The organism is Rhizobium sp. 05L429 (assembly GCF_056397645.1).
Genome location: NZ_JBFTNV010000044.1, coordinates 1 through 19,026, shown reverse-complemented (window position 1 = coordinate 19,026; position 19,026 = coordinate 1). Strand labels below are relative to the sequence as shown.

Annotated in this window: 16 protein-coding genes; 14 read left to right on the top strand and 2 right to left on the bottom strand. The window is 62.0% G+C overall.

What is annotated here, in order from left to right:
* Position 1 precedes the first annotated feature (1 nt).
* The 13 genes from AC1DNW_RS32025 to AC1DNW_RS31965 all read left to right on the top strand — a co-directional run bounded on the left by AC1DNW_RS32025 (position 2) and on the right by AC1DNW_RS31965 (position 15,948).
* On the top strand, positions 2–1,213 hold the full coding sequence (locus tag AC1DNW_RS32025; protein ID WP_113311208.1) for an ABC transporter permease: 1,212 nt from the start codon (positions 2–4) through the stop codon (positions 1,211–1,213).
* Complete coding sequence (locus AC1DNW_RS32020) at positions 1,210–2,364, top strand: ABC transporter permease (RefSeq protein ID WP_113311209.1); 1,155 nt, start codon at positions 1,210–1,212, stop codon at positions 2,362–2,364. The genes AC1DNW_RS32025 and AC1DNW_RS32020 overlap by 4 nt, the downstream gene beginning before the upstream one ends.
* Before the next feature lie 123 nt (positions 2,365–2,487).
* Entirely contained in the window at positions 2,488–3,483 is a 996-nt protein-coding gene (locus AC1DNW_RS32015) for an aldo/keto reductase (RefSeq protein WP_113311210.1), read from the top strand.
* A gap of 33 nt (positions 3,484–3,516) precedes the next feature.
* Positions 3,517–4,026: a formaldehyde-activating enzyme gene (gene fae, locus AC1DNW_RS32010; protein ID WP_113311211.1), complete on the top strand. Its 510-nt coding sequence runs from the start codon at positions 3,517–3,519 to the stop codon at positions 4,024–4,026.
* 1 nt (position 4,027) lies between these two features.
* Positions 4,028–5,473: an NAD-dependent succinate-semialdehyde dehydrogenase gene (locus tag AC1DNW_RS32005; RefSeq protein ID WP_477855432.1), complete on the top strand. Its 1,446-nt coding sequence runs from the start codon at positions 4,028–4,030 to the stop codon at positions 5,471–5,473.
* On the top strand, positions 5,473–6,468 hold the full coding sequence (locus AC1DNW_RS32000) for a LysR family transcriptional regulator (RefSeq protein WP_113311213.1): 996 nt from the start codon (positions 5,473–5,475) through the stop codon (positions 6,466–6,468). The genes AC1DNW_RS32005 and AC1DNW_RS32000 overlap by 1 nt, the downstream gene beginning before the upstream one ends.
* A gap of 36 nt (positions 6,469–6,504) precedes the next feature.
* Positions 6,505–8,130, top strand: coding sequence for an ABC transporter substrate-binding protein (locus AC1DNW_RS31995; RefSeq protein ID WP_113311214.1), 1,626 nt, complete (start codon positions 6,505–6,507; stop codon positions 8,128–8,130).
* Between the two features lie 53 nt (positions 8,131–8,183).
* Positions 8,184–9,143 carry an ABC transporter permease gene (locus AC1DNW_RS31990; RefSeq protein ID WP_477855431.1) on the top strand — a complete coding sequence of 320 codons (960 nt, stop codon included), beginning with the start codon at positions 8,184–8,186 and terminating at the stop codon, positions 9,141–9,143.
* A 7-nt stretch (positions 9,144–9,150) separates the two neighbouring features.
* Entirely contained in the window at positions 9,151–9,996 is an 846-nt protein-coding gene (locus AC1DNW_RS31985) for an ABC transporter permease (protein ID WP_113311215.1), read from the top strand.
* The gene (locus AC1DNW_RS31980; protein WP_477855430.1) at positions 9,993–11,582 is read left to right on the top strand and encodes a dipeptide ABC transporter ATP-binding protein; all 1,590 of its coding nucleotides are present in this window, start codon (positions 9,993–9,995) and stop codon (positions 11,580–11,582) included. Before AC1DNW_RS31985 ends, AC1DNW_RS31980 begins: the two co-directional genes overlap by 4 nt.
* A gap of 96 nt (positions 11,583–11,678) precedes the next feature.
* A complete protein-coding gene (locus tag AC1DNW_RS31975; protein ID WP_477855429.1) occupies positions 11,679–13,097 on the top strand; it encodes an aldehyde dehydrogenase family protein in 1,419 nt (472 codons plus the stop codon).
* A gap of 11 nt (positions 13,098–13,108) precedes the next feature.
* The gene (locus AC1DNW_RS31970) at positions 13,109–14,326 is read left to right on the top strand and encodes a mandelate racemase/muconate lactonizing enzyme family protein (protein ID WP_113311218.1); all 1,218 of its coding nucleotides are present in this window, start codon (positions 13,109–13,111) and stop codon (positions 14,324–14,326) included.
* An 8-nt stretch (positions 14,327–14,334) separates the two neighbouring features.
* A complete protein-coding gene (locus AC1DNW_RS31965; protein ID WP_477855428.1) occupies positions 14,335–15,948 on the top strand; it encodes a GMC family oxidoreductase in 1,614 nt (537 codons plus the stop codon).
* A 3-nt stretch (positions 15,949–15,951) separates the two neighbouring features.
* Here the strand turns inward: AC1DNW_RS31965 and AC1DNW_RS31960 are convergent, their stop codons facing one another.
* The gene (locus AC1DNW_RS31960; RefSeq protein WP_025668423.1) at positions 15,952–16,422 is read right to left on the bottom strand and encodes a cupin domain-containing protein; all 471 of its coding nucleotides are present in this window, start codon (positions 16,420–16,422) and stop codon (positions 15,952–15,954) included.
* Positions 16,423–16,496: 74 nt separating this feature from the next.
* Positions 16,497–17,855, bottom strand: a complete 1,359-nt coding sequence (locus tag AC1DNW_RS31955) for a M24 family metallopeptidase (protein WP_113311220.1) — start codon at positions 17,853–17,855, stop codon at positions 16,497–16,499.
* Positions 17,856–18,003: 148 nt separating this feature from the next.
* On the opposite strand from AC1DNW_RS31955, the gene AC1DNW_RS31950 reads away from it, so the two are divergent.
* On the top strand, positions 18,004–19,005 hold the full coding sequence (locus AC1DNW_RS31950; RefSeq protein WP_477855427.1) for a LacI family DNA-binding transcriptional regulator: 1,002 nt from the start codon (positions 18,004–18,006) through the stop codon (positions 19,003–19,005).
* The last annotated feature ends 21 nt before the right edge of the window (positions 19,006–19,026 follow it).

Below are 19,026 nucleotides of genomic sequence, written 5' to 3'. Positions count from 1 at the left end.
GATGAAGCCGCCCGGCGGGCTCCGCCCCGGCTTTCTTCTGGTGTTCCGGCGGGAGTTCGACTGGTTCTATCGCCGGCCTTTCCTGCTTTTCCTGACGACTCTGCTGCCGCTGCTGTTGATGGGCGTGCTCGCCATCGTCTTCAGCGCGGGACTTGCAACACGGCTGCCGATCGCCGTGCTTGATCTCGATGGCAGCGACCTTTCGCGAACGATCATCCGTGCGGTCGATGCGACGCCGGATACCGCTGTCGCCATCAATGTCAGCGATCTCACAGAAGGCCGCGCGCTGATCCTGTCCGGAAGGGTTCACGGGCTACTGATGCTGCCGCACAATCTCGAGCGCGACGTCTTCGCCGGCCGGCGTCCCGAGGTGGTGTTCTTTTACAATACGCAGACACTGACAACAGGTAATCTTACGCTCAGGGGCGTCAGTGCTGCCGTGCCGACTGTGGCTGCCGGCATCCGCCTGTCGCTGCGCACGGCGCAAGGGCAGCCGGTCGATATTGCGCAGGCCGATCTTTCGCCGATCCCCGTTCAGGTCAATCCACTCTTCAATCCGACGCTCAACTATGCGCATTTCCTGCTGGCAGCGCTGATGCCCGCCTTGCTGCAGGTGGTGATCGTCACGACCATGGCCTACACGGTGGGCATGGATGCTGAAACCATGCACCGTCTTGTCATTCTGCGGCGGCTCGGCGGCGGTCTCTGGCCGGCGATGGCCGGCAAGATGTTGCCCTACACGCTGATCTTCCTTGTGGTTCTTGGCCTGTCGGACGCCGTTCTCTTCGGCGTGCTCGATATGCCGCTCAGGGGCGAGCGCTGGATACTCGTCGTTGCCGGATTGCTCTTCATCCTCGCGAACCAGTTTATCGGCGTGCTGCTGGCGCTTTTCCTGCGGCCGGTCGCAAGCGCCATCAGCGTTGGCACGCTGATCTTCGCCCCATCCTTCGGCTATATGGGTATCGGCTTTCCGCGTCTGGCAATGAACGGGTTTTCCTATTGGTGGGGTGAGCTCATTCCGGGCACCTGGTATCTGACGGCGAGGATCGATCAGACGATCCGCGGCACGCCGGTTGATCTGTCCCTGAAGCCACTGATGGTGCTTGGTATATTCGTCCTGGTGCTGGCGATCGTGACGGCGCTGCGGCTGGAAGTGTTCCGCATTCGCCGGGAGCGACAGGCAGCGCAGAGGCTGAGGGAGGTCACGCCATGAGGGCCTTCCTCGCGATCTTTCGCATCGAGCTGATCCGCATCCTGACGCTGCGCCCGGCGCTCGCGGTACTGGTCTTCGGGCCGCTTATCTATGCCCTCTATTATCCCCAGCCTTATGCCAACGAGGCGCTGCGCGACGTGCCGATTGCTGTCGTCGATCTCGATGATACGACGAGCAGCCGTGAGTTGGTGCGMCGTATCGATGCGTCGAGTGATGTCGCGGTGGCTGCGACGCTGCCGGATCAGGTGAGCGCCGAGCGGGCGGTGCAGGGACGCCAGCTTCACGGCATTCTGGTCATCCCGCAATATTTCGAACGTGACCTGTTGCATGGGCGGCAATCGCCGGTCGCGCTTTACGGGGATGCGAGTTATTTCCTGATCTATCAGCGCATTTCCGGCGCGGTCGTTGCCGTTGCCAGAACCATGGGTGCGGAAATCGAGACGGCGCGGCTGATTGCGGCCAATATCGATCCGGTGCTGGCGGCAGCTGCCCCTGATCCGATGCCGTTGACGACGGTCGCATTGTTCAATCCGCAAGGCGGCTATGCGACCTATATCCTGCCCGCAGCCTTCGTCCTGATCCTGCAGCAGACGCTGTTGATCGGCGTCGGCCTTCTGGGCACGATCGGCAATGATGCGGCGGCGCGAAATCCCGCTGCCTCGGCGGCTGGCCCCTTTGCCCGGGTCGGAGGCAGGCTGCTTGCCTATCTTGTTATCGAGGCGATCGTGTTGCCATTCTACCTGATCGTGCTGCCTTACCTTTACGGCATTCCGCGGTTGGGTGGTTTGTTGACGATCTTCATCTTCTGCCTGCCGTTCGTTCTGGCAGTTGCCACGCTCGGGATGGTGATTGCCTCCCTGTTCCGCAAGCCGCTCGCCGTTCAGCTCGTCTGCGCCACGCTCGGGTTGCCTTTCATGTTCCTTGCCGGTTTTTCGTGGCCGAGCGAAGCCATACCCGAGCCGCTGCGGGCGCTGACCGTTCTGCTGCCAAGCACCAGCGCCATCAACGGCATCGTCGAGGTGTCACAGCTCGGCGCTCCGCTTCAGGCGGTCAGGGAACCGTTCCTTACGCTGTGGATACTTGCCGCGGTTTACGGGCTTGTCGCGGTGCTGCTGGACATCAGGTCCGCAAGGGAAAAGCCTGCGGCATAGGCCCCTGCGGGCGGTTGATGGCGCCATCTCATTTTGAGATAGCCGCATCGAATAAACCTATTTGTCACAATAGTGTCGCCACGGCATAGTCTTAGGAGGGAGAAACACTTTTAGGACATTGCTGTGGAATATGTGCGCTTTGGCCAGACCGGCCTGAAGGTTTCGTCGCTTTGCCTCGGTACCATGGGTATCGGCTCATCCAAGTGGAAGGGTTGGGTGTTGGACGAAGAAAAGTCGGTACCGATCCTCAAGAAGGCGCTCGATGTCGGCATCAATTTCTTCGACATGGCGGACTGGTATTCGACAGGCGTCAACGAGCAGGTCGTCGCCCGCACGCTGCTGTCGCTGACCGACCGCGAAAAGCTGGTGCTTGCCACCAAGGCCTTCTATCCGATGAGCGATGATCCAAACGACAAGGGCCTGTCGCGCAAGCATCTGATGGCCTCGATCGACAAGTCGCTGAAGCAGATGGGCACAGACTATGTCGACCTTTACGTCATCCACGCTTTCGATCCGGAAACCCCGATCGAAGAAACGATGAGCGCCCTGCATGACATCGTGAAGTCGGGCAAGGCGCGCTACATCGGCGCTTCCACCATGTATTCCTGGCAGTTCGCCAAGATGAACCATGTCGCCGACAAGAACGGCTGGACGCGGTTCGTCAACATGCAGTGCCAGTATTCGCTGCTCTATCGTGAAGAAGAGCGCGAAATGATGCCTTACTGCCAGGACGCTGGCATCGCGGTGACAACCTTCTCGCCGCTCGCCCGTGGTTATCTGGCCGGCGGCGGCTCGGCGCCGCGTATCGCCCATGACCTCTATCTCGACTGGTTCGGCGACGAGATCGACCAGGAGATTGCCAAGCGTGTCAACGAGATCGCTGCCAAGCGCGGCAAGACGGCGAGCCAGATTGCCCAGGCCTGGGTCATCGGCTCCGGCAACAGCACGGTTCCGATCGTCGGCACGGAGAGCCCCGAGCATGTCATTGCCGCCATCGAGGCTGCGGCGATCGAGCTGACGGCAGAAGAGCGTGCTTTCCTTGAAGAGCCCTATCGCCCGCGCGACATGATCAACGACTACAACACGGTCCGTCGCCCCCGCGCCCTTTCGAAGGCATAATGGGTTCGACTCGCATTTTTACTGGAGAATTCCATGCTTTATATCGGTGAAGGCTTCGAGGGTTCCGGCCCGAACGCTGCCCATATCAACCTCTATATCGGCCCGAAGAACGGCCCGATTTCCGGTGCACTCGCCGGTGCGGCCGCAAGCCCCGGTCCCGGTCACCTGCCGTTCCAGGCAGTGCTGAAGCCGAACCTGCCTGCCAAGCCAGTGACGCTGTTCATCGCCAAGGCGGTGATGGAGTCAGGTTCCTCGCATGAGCTAATGACCTGGGGTCCGGCGCAGGCCGGTGTTGCCGCCGGTATTACTACAGCGCTGCTCGACGGCTCGTTGCCGGCGGAAGCTGAAGATGACTGGGTCGCGATTGCCGCCGTCTGGGTCAATCCGTCGGCAAACGATGCCGAAGAAGTGTATCATAACAACAAGGCTGCAACGCATCTTGCCGCCAAGCGCGCATTGCTGAAGGGCTGGCCGTCGCGTGCTGAGCTTGCCGAAGGCGTGGCAACGGTCGGTAATCCGTTCTTCACACCGAAGGTCGCCTGATATGAAGCTTGTCGAAGACAATGCACTGATCGGTGGAGGCTGGGGAAGTGCTGCTGACAGCAAGCGCTTCGCCGTGCTGAACCCCGCTGACGGCAGCGAGCTTGCGACCGTGCCGGATTGCGGCGCGGCGGAAGCGCAGCAGGCGGTCGATGCCTCAGCAAAAGCCTTCAAGACTTGGCGCAAGACGCTCGCCTCCGAGCGCTCCGCGGTTCTGCGCCGTTGGGCCGAGCTGATGCTTGCCAACCAGGAAGACCTCGCGCGCCTATTAACGGCCGAGCAGGGCAAGCCGCTTGCCGAGGCGCGCGGCGAAGTCGCCTATGCGGCTGGCTTTCTGACCTGGTTTGCCGAAGAGGGCCGCCGCTCTCATGGTGGCGTCGTGCCGTCGCACAAGGTTGATGCCCGCATCGTCGTCATGAAGGAGCCGGTTGGTGTTGTTGCGGCGGTCACGCCGTGGAACTTCCCGCTGGCGATGATCACCCGCAAGGTCGGCCCGGCGCTTGCCGCCGGCTGCACTATCATCATCAAGCCGGCCGAAGACACGCCGCTTTCGGCGCTGGCGCTTGCCCGTCTTGGCGAACAGGCCGGCGTCCCCACCGGTGTTGTCAGCGTGGTGACTACGAAGTCTCCGGCCGATGTCGTCGGCGTCTGGATGAAGAGCCCGGTCGTGCGCAAGTTCTCGTTTACGGGATCGACGGCGACCGGCAAGCTGCTCATGCGCCAGAGTGCCGACACGGTGAAGCGCATCAGTCTCGAACTCGGCGGTAACGCTCCGCTGATTGTCTTCGACGACGCCGATATCGACCAGGCCGTGCGCGGCACGATCGCTTCCAAATTCCGCAACACAGGGCAGACCTGCGTCTGCGCCAACCGTATCCTCGTCGAGGACGGCATTTACGACCGTTACGCCGAGGCTTTGGCCAAGGCGGTTGCGGCCATGAAGGTCGCCCCCGGTGTCGAGGATGGCGCACTGCAAGGTCCGCTCATCAATGCGCCGGCGCTGGCGAAGGTCGAGCGGCATGTGACCGACGCTGTCGAAAAGGGCGCCAAGGTGCTGACCGGCGGCAAGCCGCACGAGCGCGGCGGCCTGTTTTATGAACCGAYGGTGCTGACCGGCATGACGACCGATATGGCGCTTGCCACGCAAGAGACCTTCGGTCCGGTTGCCGGCCTTTTCCGCTTCAAGGGTGAGGAAGAGGCGATCGCGCTTGCCAATGATACGGAAACCGGTCTTTCGGCCTATTTCTTCACGCAGAATCTCGGCCGCGCCTGGCGTGTCGCCGAAGCGCTGGAGGCAGGCATGGTCGGCATCAACGAGGGCGTGATCTCGACGGAAGTTGCTCCGTTTGGCGGCGTCAAGCAATCCGGGCTCGGCCGTGAAGGTGCTGCCGAAGGGCTCGATGAATATCTCGAGAGCAAATACGTCCTGTTCGGCGGGCTGTCGGGCTGATGACGGAGGATCGCTCTCCCCAGACGAAGAAGGAGCCGGCGGTCGATCGCCGCCGGTTGCCGTTGAATGCGCTACGAGCCTTCGAGGCGGTGGCGCATCACGGCAGCTTCACGGCGGCCGCCGTGGCGCTCAACATTTCGCAGAGCGCGCTTTCGCGGCATGTCATCGGTCTGGAAGAGAGTATCGGGCGCAAGCTTTTCGAACGCGGCCATAAGGCCACGACGCTGACGGATGCCGGGCGCTCGCTCGCTGCCGGCATCGGCAAGGGCTTCGACCGCATCGAGCAGGCGCTGAAGGAAGTTTGCGCGCCGGACGAACAGCGCCAACGCAAGCTGCGCATCAACCTGCCGCCGAGCTTTGCCATGAAGCTCACCGTGCCGCTGCTGACGGATTTCCGGCGCAGCTTCCCGGAAGTGCTTCTGGAGGTTTCGACCCCCTATGGGGTGCCGGACAGCGAATTCGATGTGGCGGTCGTCTATACGCGGCCAGCAGTCGATGAATGGATCACCGACCTGCTCTGGGAGGAGCGGCCGACGATCCTTTGCCATCCCGATCTGGTCAGGGGAGGCGTGTCGGATATCGCGGCTTTCATTGCTGCAAACGAGATCATCCACATCAAGATCGTAGACATGGAGCCCTACCTCACGTGGCAGCGCTTCCTTGTGCAGAACGGTCTTGGAGGGGTTTCCGTGGCGCGGGGCGTGACATTCGACAGCGCCAGCCTCGGGGTTCAATACGCATTGTCGGGGCAGGGGCTGGTGCTTGCAGATCCGGCGCTATTTCGGGAGGAAATAGAAAGCGGCCGCTTGGTTGCGCCGGTCACCGCACACTATTACGAAGGCTTCGGCTATTACCTGAAGACCGATGCGGAAGGGCTGGTGGATCCTCTGATTGCAGGGTTTCGATCCTGGATCATCAGCCGCTTCAGCAATCGTGTGGTGAACGACGGTGAAAAGCCCGCCCTGCGCATCGTGTCTGGCACAGAGGGTGTCTGATAGCGAACATACTGCCATTCAAGGAGGAGGCAGATCATGACTGAATTGAAAACCAACAGCGGCAATCCGCTGCATCCCTCCGTGCCGGAACTGTGCGAACAGGTCCGCGCCGGCAAGATCGATCGCCGCGGTTTCCTGCGTGCCGTCGCCTGGCTMGGTGTGACGGCGGCCTCCGCCAGCGCCTTCCTCGGCGACAGCAAGCCCGCACTCGCTCAGGAGACGCCTACCGATGGCGGCACACTGCGTTTCGGCTGCCAGATCCAGGAACTGACCGATCCGATGATGACGAGCTGGATCGAGGCTTCAAACCTCTATCGCAACAGCCTCGAATTCCTGACCTATGTCGATGCCGACAACGTCACCCATCCCTACCTCGCCAAGAGCTGGACGCCGTCTGCTGACCTGAAGATCTGGGATTTCGAGCTCGACGAGCGCGCCAAGTGGTCGAATGGCGATGCCTTCACACCCGAAGACGTGATCTTCAATATCCAGCGCTGGATTGCGCCTGACTCCCAGTCTTCCAACAAGACCGCTTTCTCGGCCGTCGCGAAGGTGGAAAAGACCGGCGACCATACGGTTCGCATTACGCTATCGCGTGCGGTTTCCTCGCTGCCAGAGCAGCTTTATTCCTACACCTGCCCGATGCTGCACCGCGACTTCGTCAAGGGCGGCGCCAACTGGCCGGCCAATCCTGTTGGTACCGGCCCCTTCAAGCTGGACGCTTACGAAGTCGGCCGTCAGGCTGTGTTCAGCAAGCGCGCTGACTATTGGGGTAAGCCGGCTCATCTCGACGGCATCCAGTATATCGACCTCGGCACCGATATCACCACGCATCTCGCAGCGCTTTCGAGCGGTCAGATCGATATCATCTACCGCGCGACGATCGCCGAATACGATCTTATGAAGTCGCTGCCGAACATCCAGATCCTGACCGGCAAGGCTGCCCATACACTCGTCATGCGCATGCAGTCCGACCAGAAGCCGTTCGACGATGTTCGCGTCCGCAAGGCCGTGCAGCTTGCCGCCGACAACAAGCAGATGCTCGACGTCGCCTATCGCGGCGAAGGCGAAGTTGGCGCCAATTTCCACGTCTCGCCGGTTCAACCCGATTACTTCGCGCTGCCGGCTGTGCCCCGCGATGTCGGGAAGGCCAAGGCCCTGCTCGCAGAAGCCGGCTACAAGGACGGTTTGGATCTTGAGCTGACGCTCGGCAACACGCAGGGTACCTGGGAGCAGGATACCGCGCAGGTACTGCAGCAGAATCTGGCCGAAGCCGGCATCCGGCTGAAGCTGAATGTCCTGCCGGCCTCGCAGTACTGGCCGATCTGGGACAAGGTTCCTTTCGGCCTCACCTACTGGGCGCACCGTCCGCTCGGCGCCATGACGCTCGATCTGGCCTATCGCTCCGGCGGTGCCTGGAACGAGAGCCATTTCGCCAGCAAGGAATTCGACGCCGCGCTCGACAAGGCTCTGGCCGTCGTCGATCCGGCCAAGCGTCCCGAAGCCATGAAGGATGTCCAGCAGATCCTGCAGGATTCCGGCGTCATCGTTCAACCCTACTGGCCGAACCGCTTCAGCGCCGCAGCCACCACCGTGCGCGGTTTCGTGCTCCATCCGGCGGACTACTTCCGCATGGACGGCGTCTGGCTCGTCAAGGCTTGATCTTCGGCGGGGCCGCTCATCGCGGCGGCCCCGACCCGGCAAAGAGGTGGTTCGTGACCGTTTTCCTTTTCATTCTCCGTAAACTGGCAAGCGCGCTCGCGGTGATGTTCACCGTGTCGCTGCTCGTTTACCTGGCACTGGAGGTCAATGTCGGCGATGTCGCCGTCAAAGTCCTCGGCCAGTTCTCGACGCCGGCACAGCGCGCCCAGTGGCTGACTGCCAACGGTTACGATTCCCCCTTCATCATTCGCTACGGCCGCTGGCTCTGGTCCTTCGTGACCGGTGACTGGGGCATGTCCACCTACTATCGTGCACCGGTTGCCCAGCTTATCCCGGACCGCCTTGCGGCCTCCGGCATTCTTGCTGGCGGTGCGCTGCTCGTGATCGTCCCTGTCGGCCTGTTTGCGGGCATCATTGCCGGCATGCGGCCTGGTTCGTTGCTCGATCGTGTCGTCTCCTTCATCGCAATCGTCACGACTTCGATCCCGGATTTCGCCTCTGCGGTCTTCTTCTCGGCCGTCTTCGTTTTCTGGCTACACTGGTTGCCCGGCGCCAGCACCATGCTGACGGGCTTCTCGCTGCAGCAGATCATTCTGCCGGTGCTGGTGCTCGCCTTCTATTCCACCGGCTACCTGGCGCGCGTCACCCGCGCCTCGATGATCGAAGTCATGGGCACCCATTATGTTCGCACGGCACGCCTCAAGGGGGCCAGCACGGCTCGCATCGTCTGGAAGCATGCGCTGCGCAATGCCCTGATCACGCCTGTCACCGTCATCATGCTGCAGTTTCCCTGGCTACTCTCGGGCGTCATCGTCGTGGAGGTCTTCTATGCCTATAAGGGCTTCGGCACGCTGCTCTATGACGCCGCGCTCAACAGCGATATCCGACTCGTCGAGGCGTGCGCGATGGTGAGCGTCGTCGTCGTCGTCGCGACGCAGATCCTCTCCGACCTCGCCTATGGCTGGCTCAATCCGCGTGTCTCGCTGCTCGATGCAGCCAAGGGACGGAAGTGAGGGCGCCATGCGGAAAGCTGTAACACCCTATCTCACCAATCCGGTCGTGCTGATCGGCGGGTTCCTGACCATCGGCTGGCTGCTGGTGGCCATCTTTGCGCCAATCCTTGCGCCCTTTGACCCGATCCGTACGCTGCTGCCGCTGGCAAAGCCGGGTACTGCCGCTCCGACAGGCGGCGTATTCTGGCTCGGCACCGACAAGCTCGGCCGCGATATCCTTTCGCGCCTGATCTACGGCGCACGCACCGTCGTGGTGTTCTCGACGCTTGCGACGGTGACGGCCTATATCGTCGGCGTGGCACTCGGGCTTATCGCTGGTTACCGGCGCGGCTGGATCGATGCGGTCCTGTCCTATATCGCCAATGTGGTGCTCTCCTTCCCGGTGCTGGTGCTCTACATTGTCATCATCGTCGTGGTCGGCTCCTCTCCATTCAACATCGTGCTTGCGGTTACCTTCGGCAGCGCGCCGGCGATCTTCCGTATCGTGCGCGGCATTACCATCGATGTGTCGAGCCGCGATTTCGTGGCGTCTGCTGTGACGCAGGGCGAAAGCACCTGGCGCATCATGCTCTTCGATATCCTGCCCAATGCCAGCGGCCCGCTCGCAGTCGATTTCTGCCTGCGCCTCGGCTACACCGCGATCACCATCGGCACGCTCGGCTTCCTTGGCCTCGGCCTGCCGCCACCGACGCCGGATTGGGGCACGATGGTCAACGAAGGACGCGCCATGGCGATCGCCTTCCCACACTTGGTCATCTTTCCATGCCTTGCGATTTCGTCGCTGATGCTGGGCCTGAGCCTGCTGGCGGACGGATTGCGGGAAGTCTCGGAAGCGCAGGGGAGGCGTGCATGAGCAGCAACGAAAACCAACCGATCCTTCGGGTCGAAAATCTGAGTGTCGCACTGCCGAAGGGCGCCGACCGACCCTATGCCGTCAAGACGGCGAGTTTCGATCTCAGGCCGCGTGAAATTCTCTGCATCGTCGGCGAGTCCGGCTCCGGCAAGTCGGTGCTGTCCAGTGCACTCATGGGCGCGGTGCCGGAGGGATTGAAGGTTTCCGGCGGCAAGGTGATGCTCGGGGATACCGATCTCGTTGGCCTTTCCGAGCGGGCGTTCCGCGCCATCCGGGGCAGCGACATTGCCATGATCTTCCAGGAGCCGATCGCTTCGCTCAATCCGGCGATGACGGTTTCAGCGCAGATTGAGGAAGTCTTCGAGCTGCATTCGGATTTCGATGCCGCCGAGCGCAGGAAGCGTGCCCGCGCGCTGATCGAATCCATGCATCTGCCGAACCCGGACCGCATCCTGCAGGCCTATCCGCATGAACTCTCCGGTGGGCAGTGCCAGCGTGTCGTCATCGCCATGGCGCTTGCCATGAACCCGCGCGTACTGATTGCCGACGAGCCGACGACGGCGCTCGACGTGACGACGCAGGCGCAGGTGCTGAAGCTGGTGCGCGAATTKCGCAACATGCATGACCACGGCATCGTCTTCATCACCCATGATTTCGGTGTGGTTGCCGACATCGCCGACCGCGTGGCCGTCATGCGGCACGGTGAGATCGTCGAGATCGGTGAGGCAAGACAGGTGCTGACGGCTCCGAACCATCCCTACACCAAAGAGCTTATCGCCGCCGTGCCAAGCCTGAAGCCGCACGACCGTCCGGCCCCGCCGCAGGGTGAAGCGCCGGTCCTTGCCGTGCACGACCTGCAGCATTCCTATGGCAGCGTCCAGGTTTTGAAACATGTGGAACTCAGCCTTTCGCCGGGCCGTGTGATCTCCATCGTCGGTGAATCCGGCTGCGGCAAGTCTACCCTTGCCAAGGCGATGATCCGCCTGATCGAGCCGAAGAGTGGCCGGGTGGAAGTGGCGGGTGCTGACATTCTTGGTCTCGCGCCGGCGCCGTTGCGCGCCAGACGGCGGTCGATCCAGATGATCTTCCAGGATCCGTTCGGCTCACTCAATCCGCGCCGCCGTGTCGGGCCGATGATTGCCCGCTCAGCCCGGCTTGCCGGCATGGAGGCAGACGAGGCGCGGCGTCGGGCGGAAGAGTTGCTCGACCTCGTTGGCCTGCAGAAGAGTGCCTATTGGCGCAAGCCATCGGCCTTTTCCGGTGGACAGCGACAGCGCATCGGCATTGCGCGTGCGCTCGCCATGCGGCCGGATGTGCTGATCGCGGACGAGAGCGTTTCGGCGCTMGACGTCTCCGTGCAGGCACAGGTTCTGAAACTGCTTCGCGAGCTKCAGGAGAAGCTGCAGCTCGCCATCGTCTTCATCACTCACGACCTGCGCGTCGCTGCCCAGATCAGCGACGAGATCGTGGTGATGCAGAAGGGTGAAATCGTCGAGCGCGGCAGTGCGGCCCAAGTGCTGCAGGCGCCGACACACCCCTATACGAGAACACTTCTCGACGCGGCGCCGGGCCGCAGCACGTTCTAGTCGCCGCTTTCGAGCGTCGGCACCCTGTTTCGTTTCAACGCATGGCCGGCAGAAGCTGGCATGCGCGTGGTCAGCTATTGTCCTGAGGATGTCGTCATGACGGAATATCGCAATTTTATCGCCGGTGAATTCCGGTCTTCCGGCACGCTGGTACCGGTGCTCAATCCGGTAACAGAAGCTCAATTCGCTAGGGTGCCGTCAGCGACCGCGGCTGAAGCCATCGAGGCTGTCGAGGCAGCGGCGAAGGCGCAGAAGGAATGGCGGGCGCTGCCGGCGATTGCGCGTGGCGACGCGCTGCGGGGGGTCGCTGCCGTTATCGAACAGCGAGCGGAGAAGATCGGTGCCGCCTTGGCACTGGAATCCGGCAAGAGTCTTGCCGACGCGACGGGCGAGGCGATCTACGGCGCAGAGCTGATGCGTTACCATGCCGAGTGGGCACGTCGCATCGAAGGCGAGATCATTCCGAGCGACAATGCCAACGAGACGCTGCTTCTGAAGCGCGAGGCAATCGGCGTCGTCGCCTGCCTGATCCCCTTCAATTTTCCGATCTATACGCTGGTGCGCAAGATCGCGCCGGCGCTGATCGCCGGCAATGCCGTCGTCGTGCGCCCGAGCAATTCTACGCCGACCTCGGCCTTCGAGATCGCCGAAGCCGTTGCCGAGGCAGGTTTGCCGGCCGGGCTCGTCAATATTCTCGCCATGTCGCATGATGTTGCGGCCACGCTCTGCACGCATCCGAAGGTCGGGATGATCACGCTGACAGGTAGCCTGCAGGCGGGCCGTGTCGTGCTCGATTATTGCAAGGCTAATATCGCCAAGCCGTCGCTGGAACTCGGCGGCAAGACACCCGTCATCATAGAGCCGGATGCGGATCTGGATGCAGTCGCGGCACAGCTCGTTGCTGCAAAGACCAATCATTGCGGCCAGCTCTGCACCGCGCCTGAGCGCGTCTACGTGCATCGCTCCATTCATGACGCGCTACTTGCCAAGTTGAAGGCCGGCTTTGCTTCACGTGTCTTTGGCGACCGCTCGGTTGATGCGTCTCGCGTCGGGCCGCTCGCCACGAAATCAGCACAGACGAATGTGCACAAGGCCGTCCTCAAGGCAGTGGAGCAGGGCGCGCGCATCGAGGCCGGCGGTACCTTGCCTGATGGCCCCGGTTTCTTCTATCCGCCGACACTGCTGTCCCACTGCCGGCAGGACATGGAGATCATCGCCGAGGAGATCTTCGGTCCGGTTCTTCCTGTCGTCGCCTACGACACGACCGAGGAAGCGCTGGTGCTTGCCAATGATCACCAGTTCGGTCTGAGCTCGGTGCTCTTCACCAACGATCACCGCTCGATCATGCGTTTTTCTGACGCGATCGAGGCCGGCGAATTCTACGTCAACCGTTTCCCGGCCGATCCCTATCAGGGCTATCACGCCGGCTGGAAGCGCTCCGGTCTCGGCGGCGATGACGGCAAGCACGGCATGCTCGAATTCACCCAGACACGCCTCGTCATACTCAAGCATTGAGGATCACGGCCATGCAGATCGCATCGCTTTCCACCCATGTCGTCGCCGTTCCGCCGCCGCATATCGGCGGCATGTACTGGATCTTCGTACGACTGACGACGGCAGACGGGATCGAGGGTGTCGGGGAGATCTATTCCACCGCTTTCCATCCGAACGCACTCGTGCCGCTGATCGAGGATGTCTTCCAGCGCTATCTGCTCGGCCATGATCCGCATGATATCGAACGCTTCTGGCGGCTTGCCTATTCGAGCGGTTTCACACAACGCCCGGACCCGACGATGATGGGCATTGTCTCCGGGCTGGAGATCGCCTGCTGGGATATTATTGGCAAGGCCGCCGGCAAGCCGGTGCACAAGCTGATCGGCGGGCGCGTGCATGAGAGGCTGCGCGCTTATACCTATCTCTATCCGAAGAACGCTGCTGGCGAATATGACTATAACGATCCGGACCTCGCCGCCGAATGCGCGGTGAAGATGGTCGAGATGGGCTTTACCGCCGTCAAGTTCGACCCGGCCGGCCCCTATACGGCCTATTCCGGCCATCAGGTGTCGCTCGGAGTGATGGATCGCTGCGAGGAATTCTGCGCCAAGATTCGCGAGGCTGTCGGAAGCAGTGCCGATCTGCTCTTTGGCACGCACGGCCAGATGGTGCCGTCTTCGGCGATCCGGCTGGCGCAGCGGCTGGAGAAATATGATCCACTCTGGTTCGAGGAGCCGGTGCCTCCCGGCCACGAAGAGGCGATGGCGGAAGTCGCCCGCAGGACCTCGATCCCCATTTCGACCGGTGAGCGGCTGACAACGAAATACGAGTTCCAGCGCGTGCTGGAAACGGGTGCAGCCTCGATCCTGCAGATGAATGTGGCACGCGCCGGCGGCATTCTGGAATCCAAGAAGATCGCTGGCATGGCGGAAGCCTATTACGCGCAGATCGCGCCGCATCTCTACAACGGACCAATCGGCGCTGCGGCCAGCATCCAGCTTGCTGCGTCCTCGCCGAACTTCCTGATCCACGAGGCGATCGTCGATTTCTCGGGCTTCTACGCCGAGATCCTGAAGACGCCGCTGCGCTTCGAGGACGGTTACCTGATCCCATCAGACGAGCCGGGGCTGGGGGTGGAACTCAATCTCGATGTCGTTGCCAAACACTCGCCTTACGAAGGACAGCGACTGCATCTGCAAATGGATGACAAGCCCGCCGACGTGAAGGCCTTTGCGCCGGCTCGCGGCTGAGAACGAAGATGACGACATACGATTACATCATCGTCGGCGCCGGCTCGGCCGGCTGCATTCTGGCCGCGCGCCTCAGCGAGAGCGGCAGGCACAATGTGCTGCTCATCGAGGCCGGCGGCAATGACAGCTCACCGTGGTTCCGTGTCCCGGTCGGCTATGCACGCTCCTATTACGATCCGAAGGTCAACTGGATGTACTGGAGCGAGCCGGAGGCCGCGCTCAACGGCCGGCGTATCTATGCGCCGCGCGGCAAGGTGCAGGGCGGTTCGGGCTCCATCAATGCGATGATCTTCGTGCGCGGTGCTGCCGACGATTTCCAAGACTGGAAGGCTGCCGGCAATCTCGGCTGGGGTTATGAGGACGTGCTGCCATTCTTCCGCAAGCTGGAGACCCATGCGGGCGGCGAGAGCAAATATCATGGCGGCGGCGGGCCGATTCATGTGACGCCGATGCGTGGTCAGTCGCATGCGATTACCGACCGTTTCCTGGAAGCCTGTGCCGAACTGCAGATGCCGCTGAATGCGGATTTCAATGGCGAAAGCATCGAAGGCGCCGGCATCTATGACATCAATACGCGGAATGGCGTTCGTTCCTCATCATCGCTCGCCTATCTGAGGCCGGCGCTCGGGCGGCCCAATCTTGCCATCCTGCGCAACAGCYGGGTGCGCCGAGTGATAGTGGATGCGGAAGCTCGCGCGACCGGCGTGGAGGTGATCGGTGCCGGCGGCATCACCAGCTATTCAGCGCGACTGGAAGTCATCCTCTCGGCCGGTGCGGTCGATACGCCGAAGCTTCTGCAGCTCTCGGGCATCGGCGACGGTGCACATCTGCAATCGCTCGACATTCCGCTGGTGCGGCATTTGCCGGCGGTCGGCAAAAACCTGCAGGATCATCTCTGCGCCAGCTTCTATTACCGCTCCACGGTGCCGACGCTGAATGACGAGCTTGGAACGCTGTTCGGCCAGGCGCGGCAGGCACTGCGCTATATCCTGACGCGGCGCGGGCCGCTGGCACTCAGCGTCAACCAGGCCGGCGCCTTCCTGCGCGGCCGTCCGGAGGAAGAGCGGCCGAATATCCAGCTGTATTTCAACCCGCTCTCCTATCGCATTCCGACGGATCCGAAGGCAGGTTTGAAGCCGGAGCCCTATTCCGGTTTTCTGCTCGCCTTCAATTCCTGCCGGCCGACGAGCCGCGGCACGGTTGGCATCGTCTCGCCCGAGATAACGGAAGCGCCGCAGATCAAGCCGAACTATCTCGGCACTGTGCATGACGAGGAAGAGGTCATTCAGGGCAGCCGGCTGGTGCGCCGGATCATGGAAGCGCCGGCTCTGCAATCGATCACCAAAGCCGAAATGCCGCCTTCGGTAGAAGCTCAGACGGATGAGGAGTTGCTGACCTATTTCCGTGGCAATTCCGGTTCGATCTACCACCTCTGCGGATCGGCTTCGATGGGGCCGGATGCTACGACATCCGTGGTCGACGCCTCCCTGAGGGTGCACGGCATCACCGGGCTGCGGATCGTCGATGCCTCGGTTTTCCCGAACATCACAGCCGGCAATATCAACGCGCCGACGATGATGGTGGCGGAAAAGGGCGCGGCGATGATCCTCGCCGCTGCTTGAGAGCTAGTGGCGGTGGATGGGGTCGATCCAGGGGACGTCTTCGGGCTTTTCGACCGGTTCGATGTCGAGGTTGACGACCACAGGTTCCTGGCCTGATCGCACGACCACGCATTCCAGCGTCTCGTCACGGTTGGCATTGATTTCCTGATGGGGAACGAAAGGCGGCACGTAGATGAAATCGCCGGGGCCGGCTTCTGCGGTGAATTCGAGGTTTTCGCCCCAGCGCATGCGTGCCTTGCCTTTCACCACATATATGATGCTTTCGAGATCGCCGTGATGATGGGCGCCGGTCTTGGCATTGGCATGGATCGTCACCGTACCAGCCCAGATCTTTTCCGCCCCGGCGCGCGCATTGTTGATGGCGGTTGCGCGGTTCATGCCCGGTGTCTGCGCCGTATTCGGATCGAGTGCGTTGCCGGGAATGACCTTCACGCCATGTTCGCGCCAGTCGATATGCTTGTGATCGTCGCTCATGCCGCTCCTCCTGCTTTCAAGCCAAATTTAGGTAAGGTCGGACCGACAGCCAAGGGCCGTCGATCCTTTGCGCGCTATGCGCGGACCAGCACATGGTTCGCTTTCAGCCAGAAGGGTGGCAGGTAAAGCGGCGTGTCGGACAGAGGCAGTATGTTCTCATTCAAGGAAACGCCGAGCTTATCCGCCATGAACGTACGACGAGCGGTGATGCGGGCATGCATCTCGGGGTACTTCGTGCGGATTGCCTCACGAAGCTCTGCATCGGCAAAGGCGACCGCATCCTCGCAGTTGAGCGCCCGGCCGGCCGGCATGGGCACGGGGATGACGTCGACCTGGAAGGGCATGCCTGAGCGCAGGCGTTCGGTGGAGCCCGGGCGGACCGGCGAATGCAGCCATTCCTCGTGGCTGCCGAGATGGCCGGGGTTGAGCGCTGAGTTCAGGCCGGCGGATTTCAGCTTTTCGGTGACGGATGCGAAGAGATCGCCGCCGGTCGTGCCGATATCGGCCGTCTCGTACCAGATGATCAGCGCTTCAAAATAGGCCTTGGCAGGTTTCAGGAAGGCGTCGTCATGGTCGGTCAGCAGGCCGGCGCGGGAGGAGAGGGCGCCCCAGTAACCGAGGGCAGTCGTTACGCCATCACCCTTCTTCAGACGCCGTGCCGTCGGGCTGCGCAGGCCGACGATGGCCTCGCCAGAACTGACAGAGGCGAACATGGTGTGCAGGTTCAGCGGATCGCCTTGGTAGCCCAGTCTGCCGAGTGCCTCGAACTCGCTGTCGCCTTCGCGAACACCTGAGACGACACGCCAGAGAGCACGTGAGCAGCGGGCCGAAGCCCATTCGAAGGCGGCGAGCTGGTCGACATCGACGACGGCACGCAAGCCGGTCTCGGGATGCATGAGAACGGCAGTCGCATCGGTGATCTTGCCGGCCAAGCGGCGTAGCGCAGAGACGATGAAGTCGGGCACGAAGAAGCAGTTTGCATGATCCTCATCCTCCTCCGCCGAAAGATACTTCCAGCCTATGAGGCCGATGCTGTCGCCCTTGCCGATGCCGGCGTCGCGCAGACGGTCGGAGAGGCGCGGGTTTTGGCTGCGGTCCTGGCCCATGAGGCTGAAGGTCTGCGCTCGCAGCACGTCGATGCCCGGCAGGCGGGCAAGCACCGTATAGCTCTCGGATTCATTGCCCGTGATAATCACCCGCTTTCCCTTCGGGCCGAGCAATAGCAGGGCCTCTTCGAAGCGAGGTTCGAAACCGGAGAGGAACATGATGTTGCCGAAGTGCTCGCGGTCGGCATAGACGACGAGCCAGTCGGTACCGGCAGCTTTCAGCGCGGCATCCGCGCGGGCGGCATAGGTTGCCGCCGGAATCTGCGGTTGTTCGGCGGCCACAGGTCCAAAATCGGGCAGGGCTATGGGTGATAGGGTGATTGCCATACAGTTCCTCCATTCAGGCTGGCATTGAGGCGAAAAGGGATCGTGGCATCGGTTTCAATGCCACGAAAGTGGATGATCGCAAGTTTCCGATAGCGAAGATGCGCTTCCCTGCGCTATCACGCCATGACAGGTTGGAAAGCGCTCGAACATGACACAAAACATTGGCCGCGATGCCGCCCCGACGATTGCCGATGTTGCAAAGCTGGCCGGAGTGTCGCGTGCGGTCGCCAGCCGGGCGCTCTCCACCGAGCCGCGACCGGTTTCGGCCGATAAGCGTGAAAGAGTGGTCGAGGCGGCTGCACAGCTTGGCTACAAGCCGAACCTTCTGGCGCAGAGCCTGACGACCAAAACGGTCAACCTCGTCGCCGTTGTCGTCAACCACATCCACGATCTCTCGGACCTCGATCTTTTCGACCGGCTGCTGGACCAGATCCAATCGATCGGCAAGCAGGTCATCATGATCCGCATCGGTTCGGTGGCCCGCGTCGAGGAATTTCTGCGCAATGGCGTTGCCTATCACGTCGATGCGGCGCTCGTGTTTTCGGATTTTGCGGATGCTGCCACCGTGCGGCGCATGTTTCGTTCCGATCTGGTTATCATGTTGAACGGCCTGCATGACKACCTTTCGCCAGTCGTCATTCCCGATGAAGGCAGTGGAATTGCTGAAGCCGTCGCCGATGCCGCAACGAAGGGTGTGAAGCGGGCGGGGCTCGTGACCGGTCGTTCGTCCTCGCCGGTGGAGCAGGCACGCATCGGCTTCTACAGGCAGGCTTTCGCTGAAAACGGCATAGAGCTGGGGCGGACGGTGCAAGGCGACTACTCCTATGAGAGCGGGCATGCTGCGGCTGCGGTCTTGACCGGCGCCGATTGCCCCGATGCGATCTTCTGCACGTCGGATGCGATGGCCATGGGTATTCTCGATGTCTGCCGCGTCGACTTTCCCGCCAACCGGCCGACGCGCTTTCGTCTGTACGGCTTCGACAACCTGTCGCTCACCGATTTCGATGCCTATCCGATTTCCTCGATCGGCTACGACAAGGGTGTCTACGTGGAGCAGATGGTGGATTTCATCGCCAACCCCGGCACTTTTCGGCCCAACCAGCCGCCGGTCATCGTGCCGACGACCTTCTTTCCGCGCCTGACTGCCTGATGGCGCCTGACTGCCTGATGG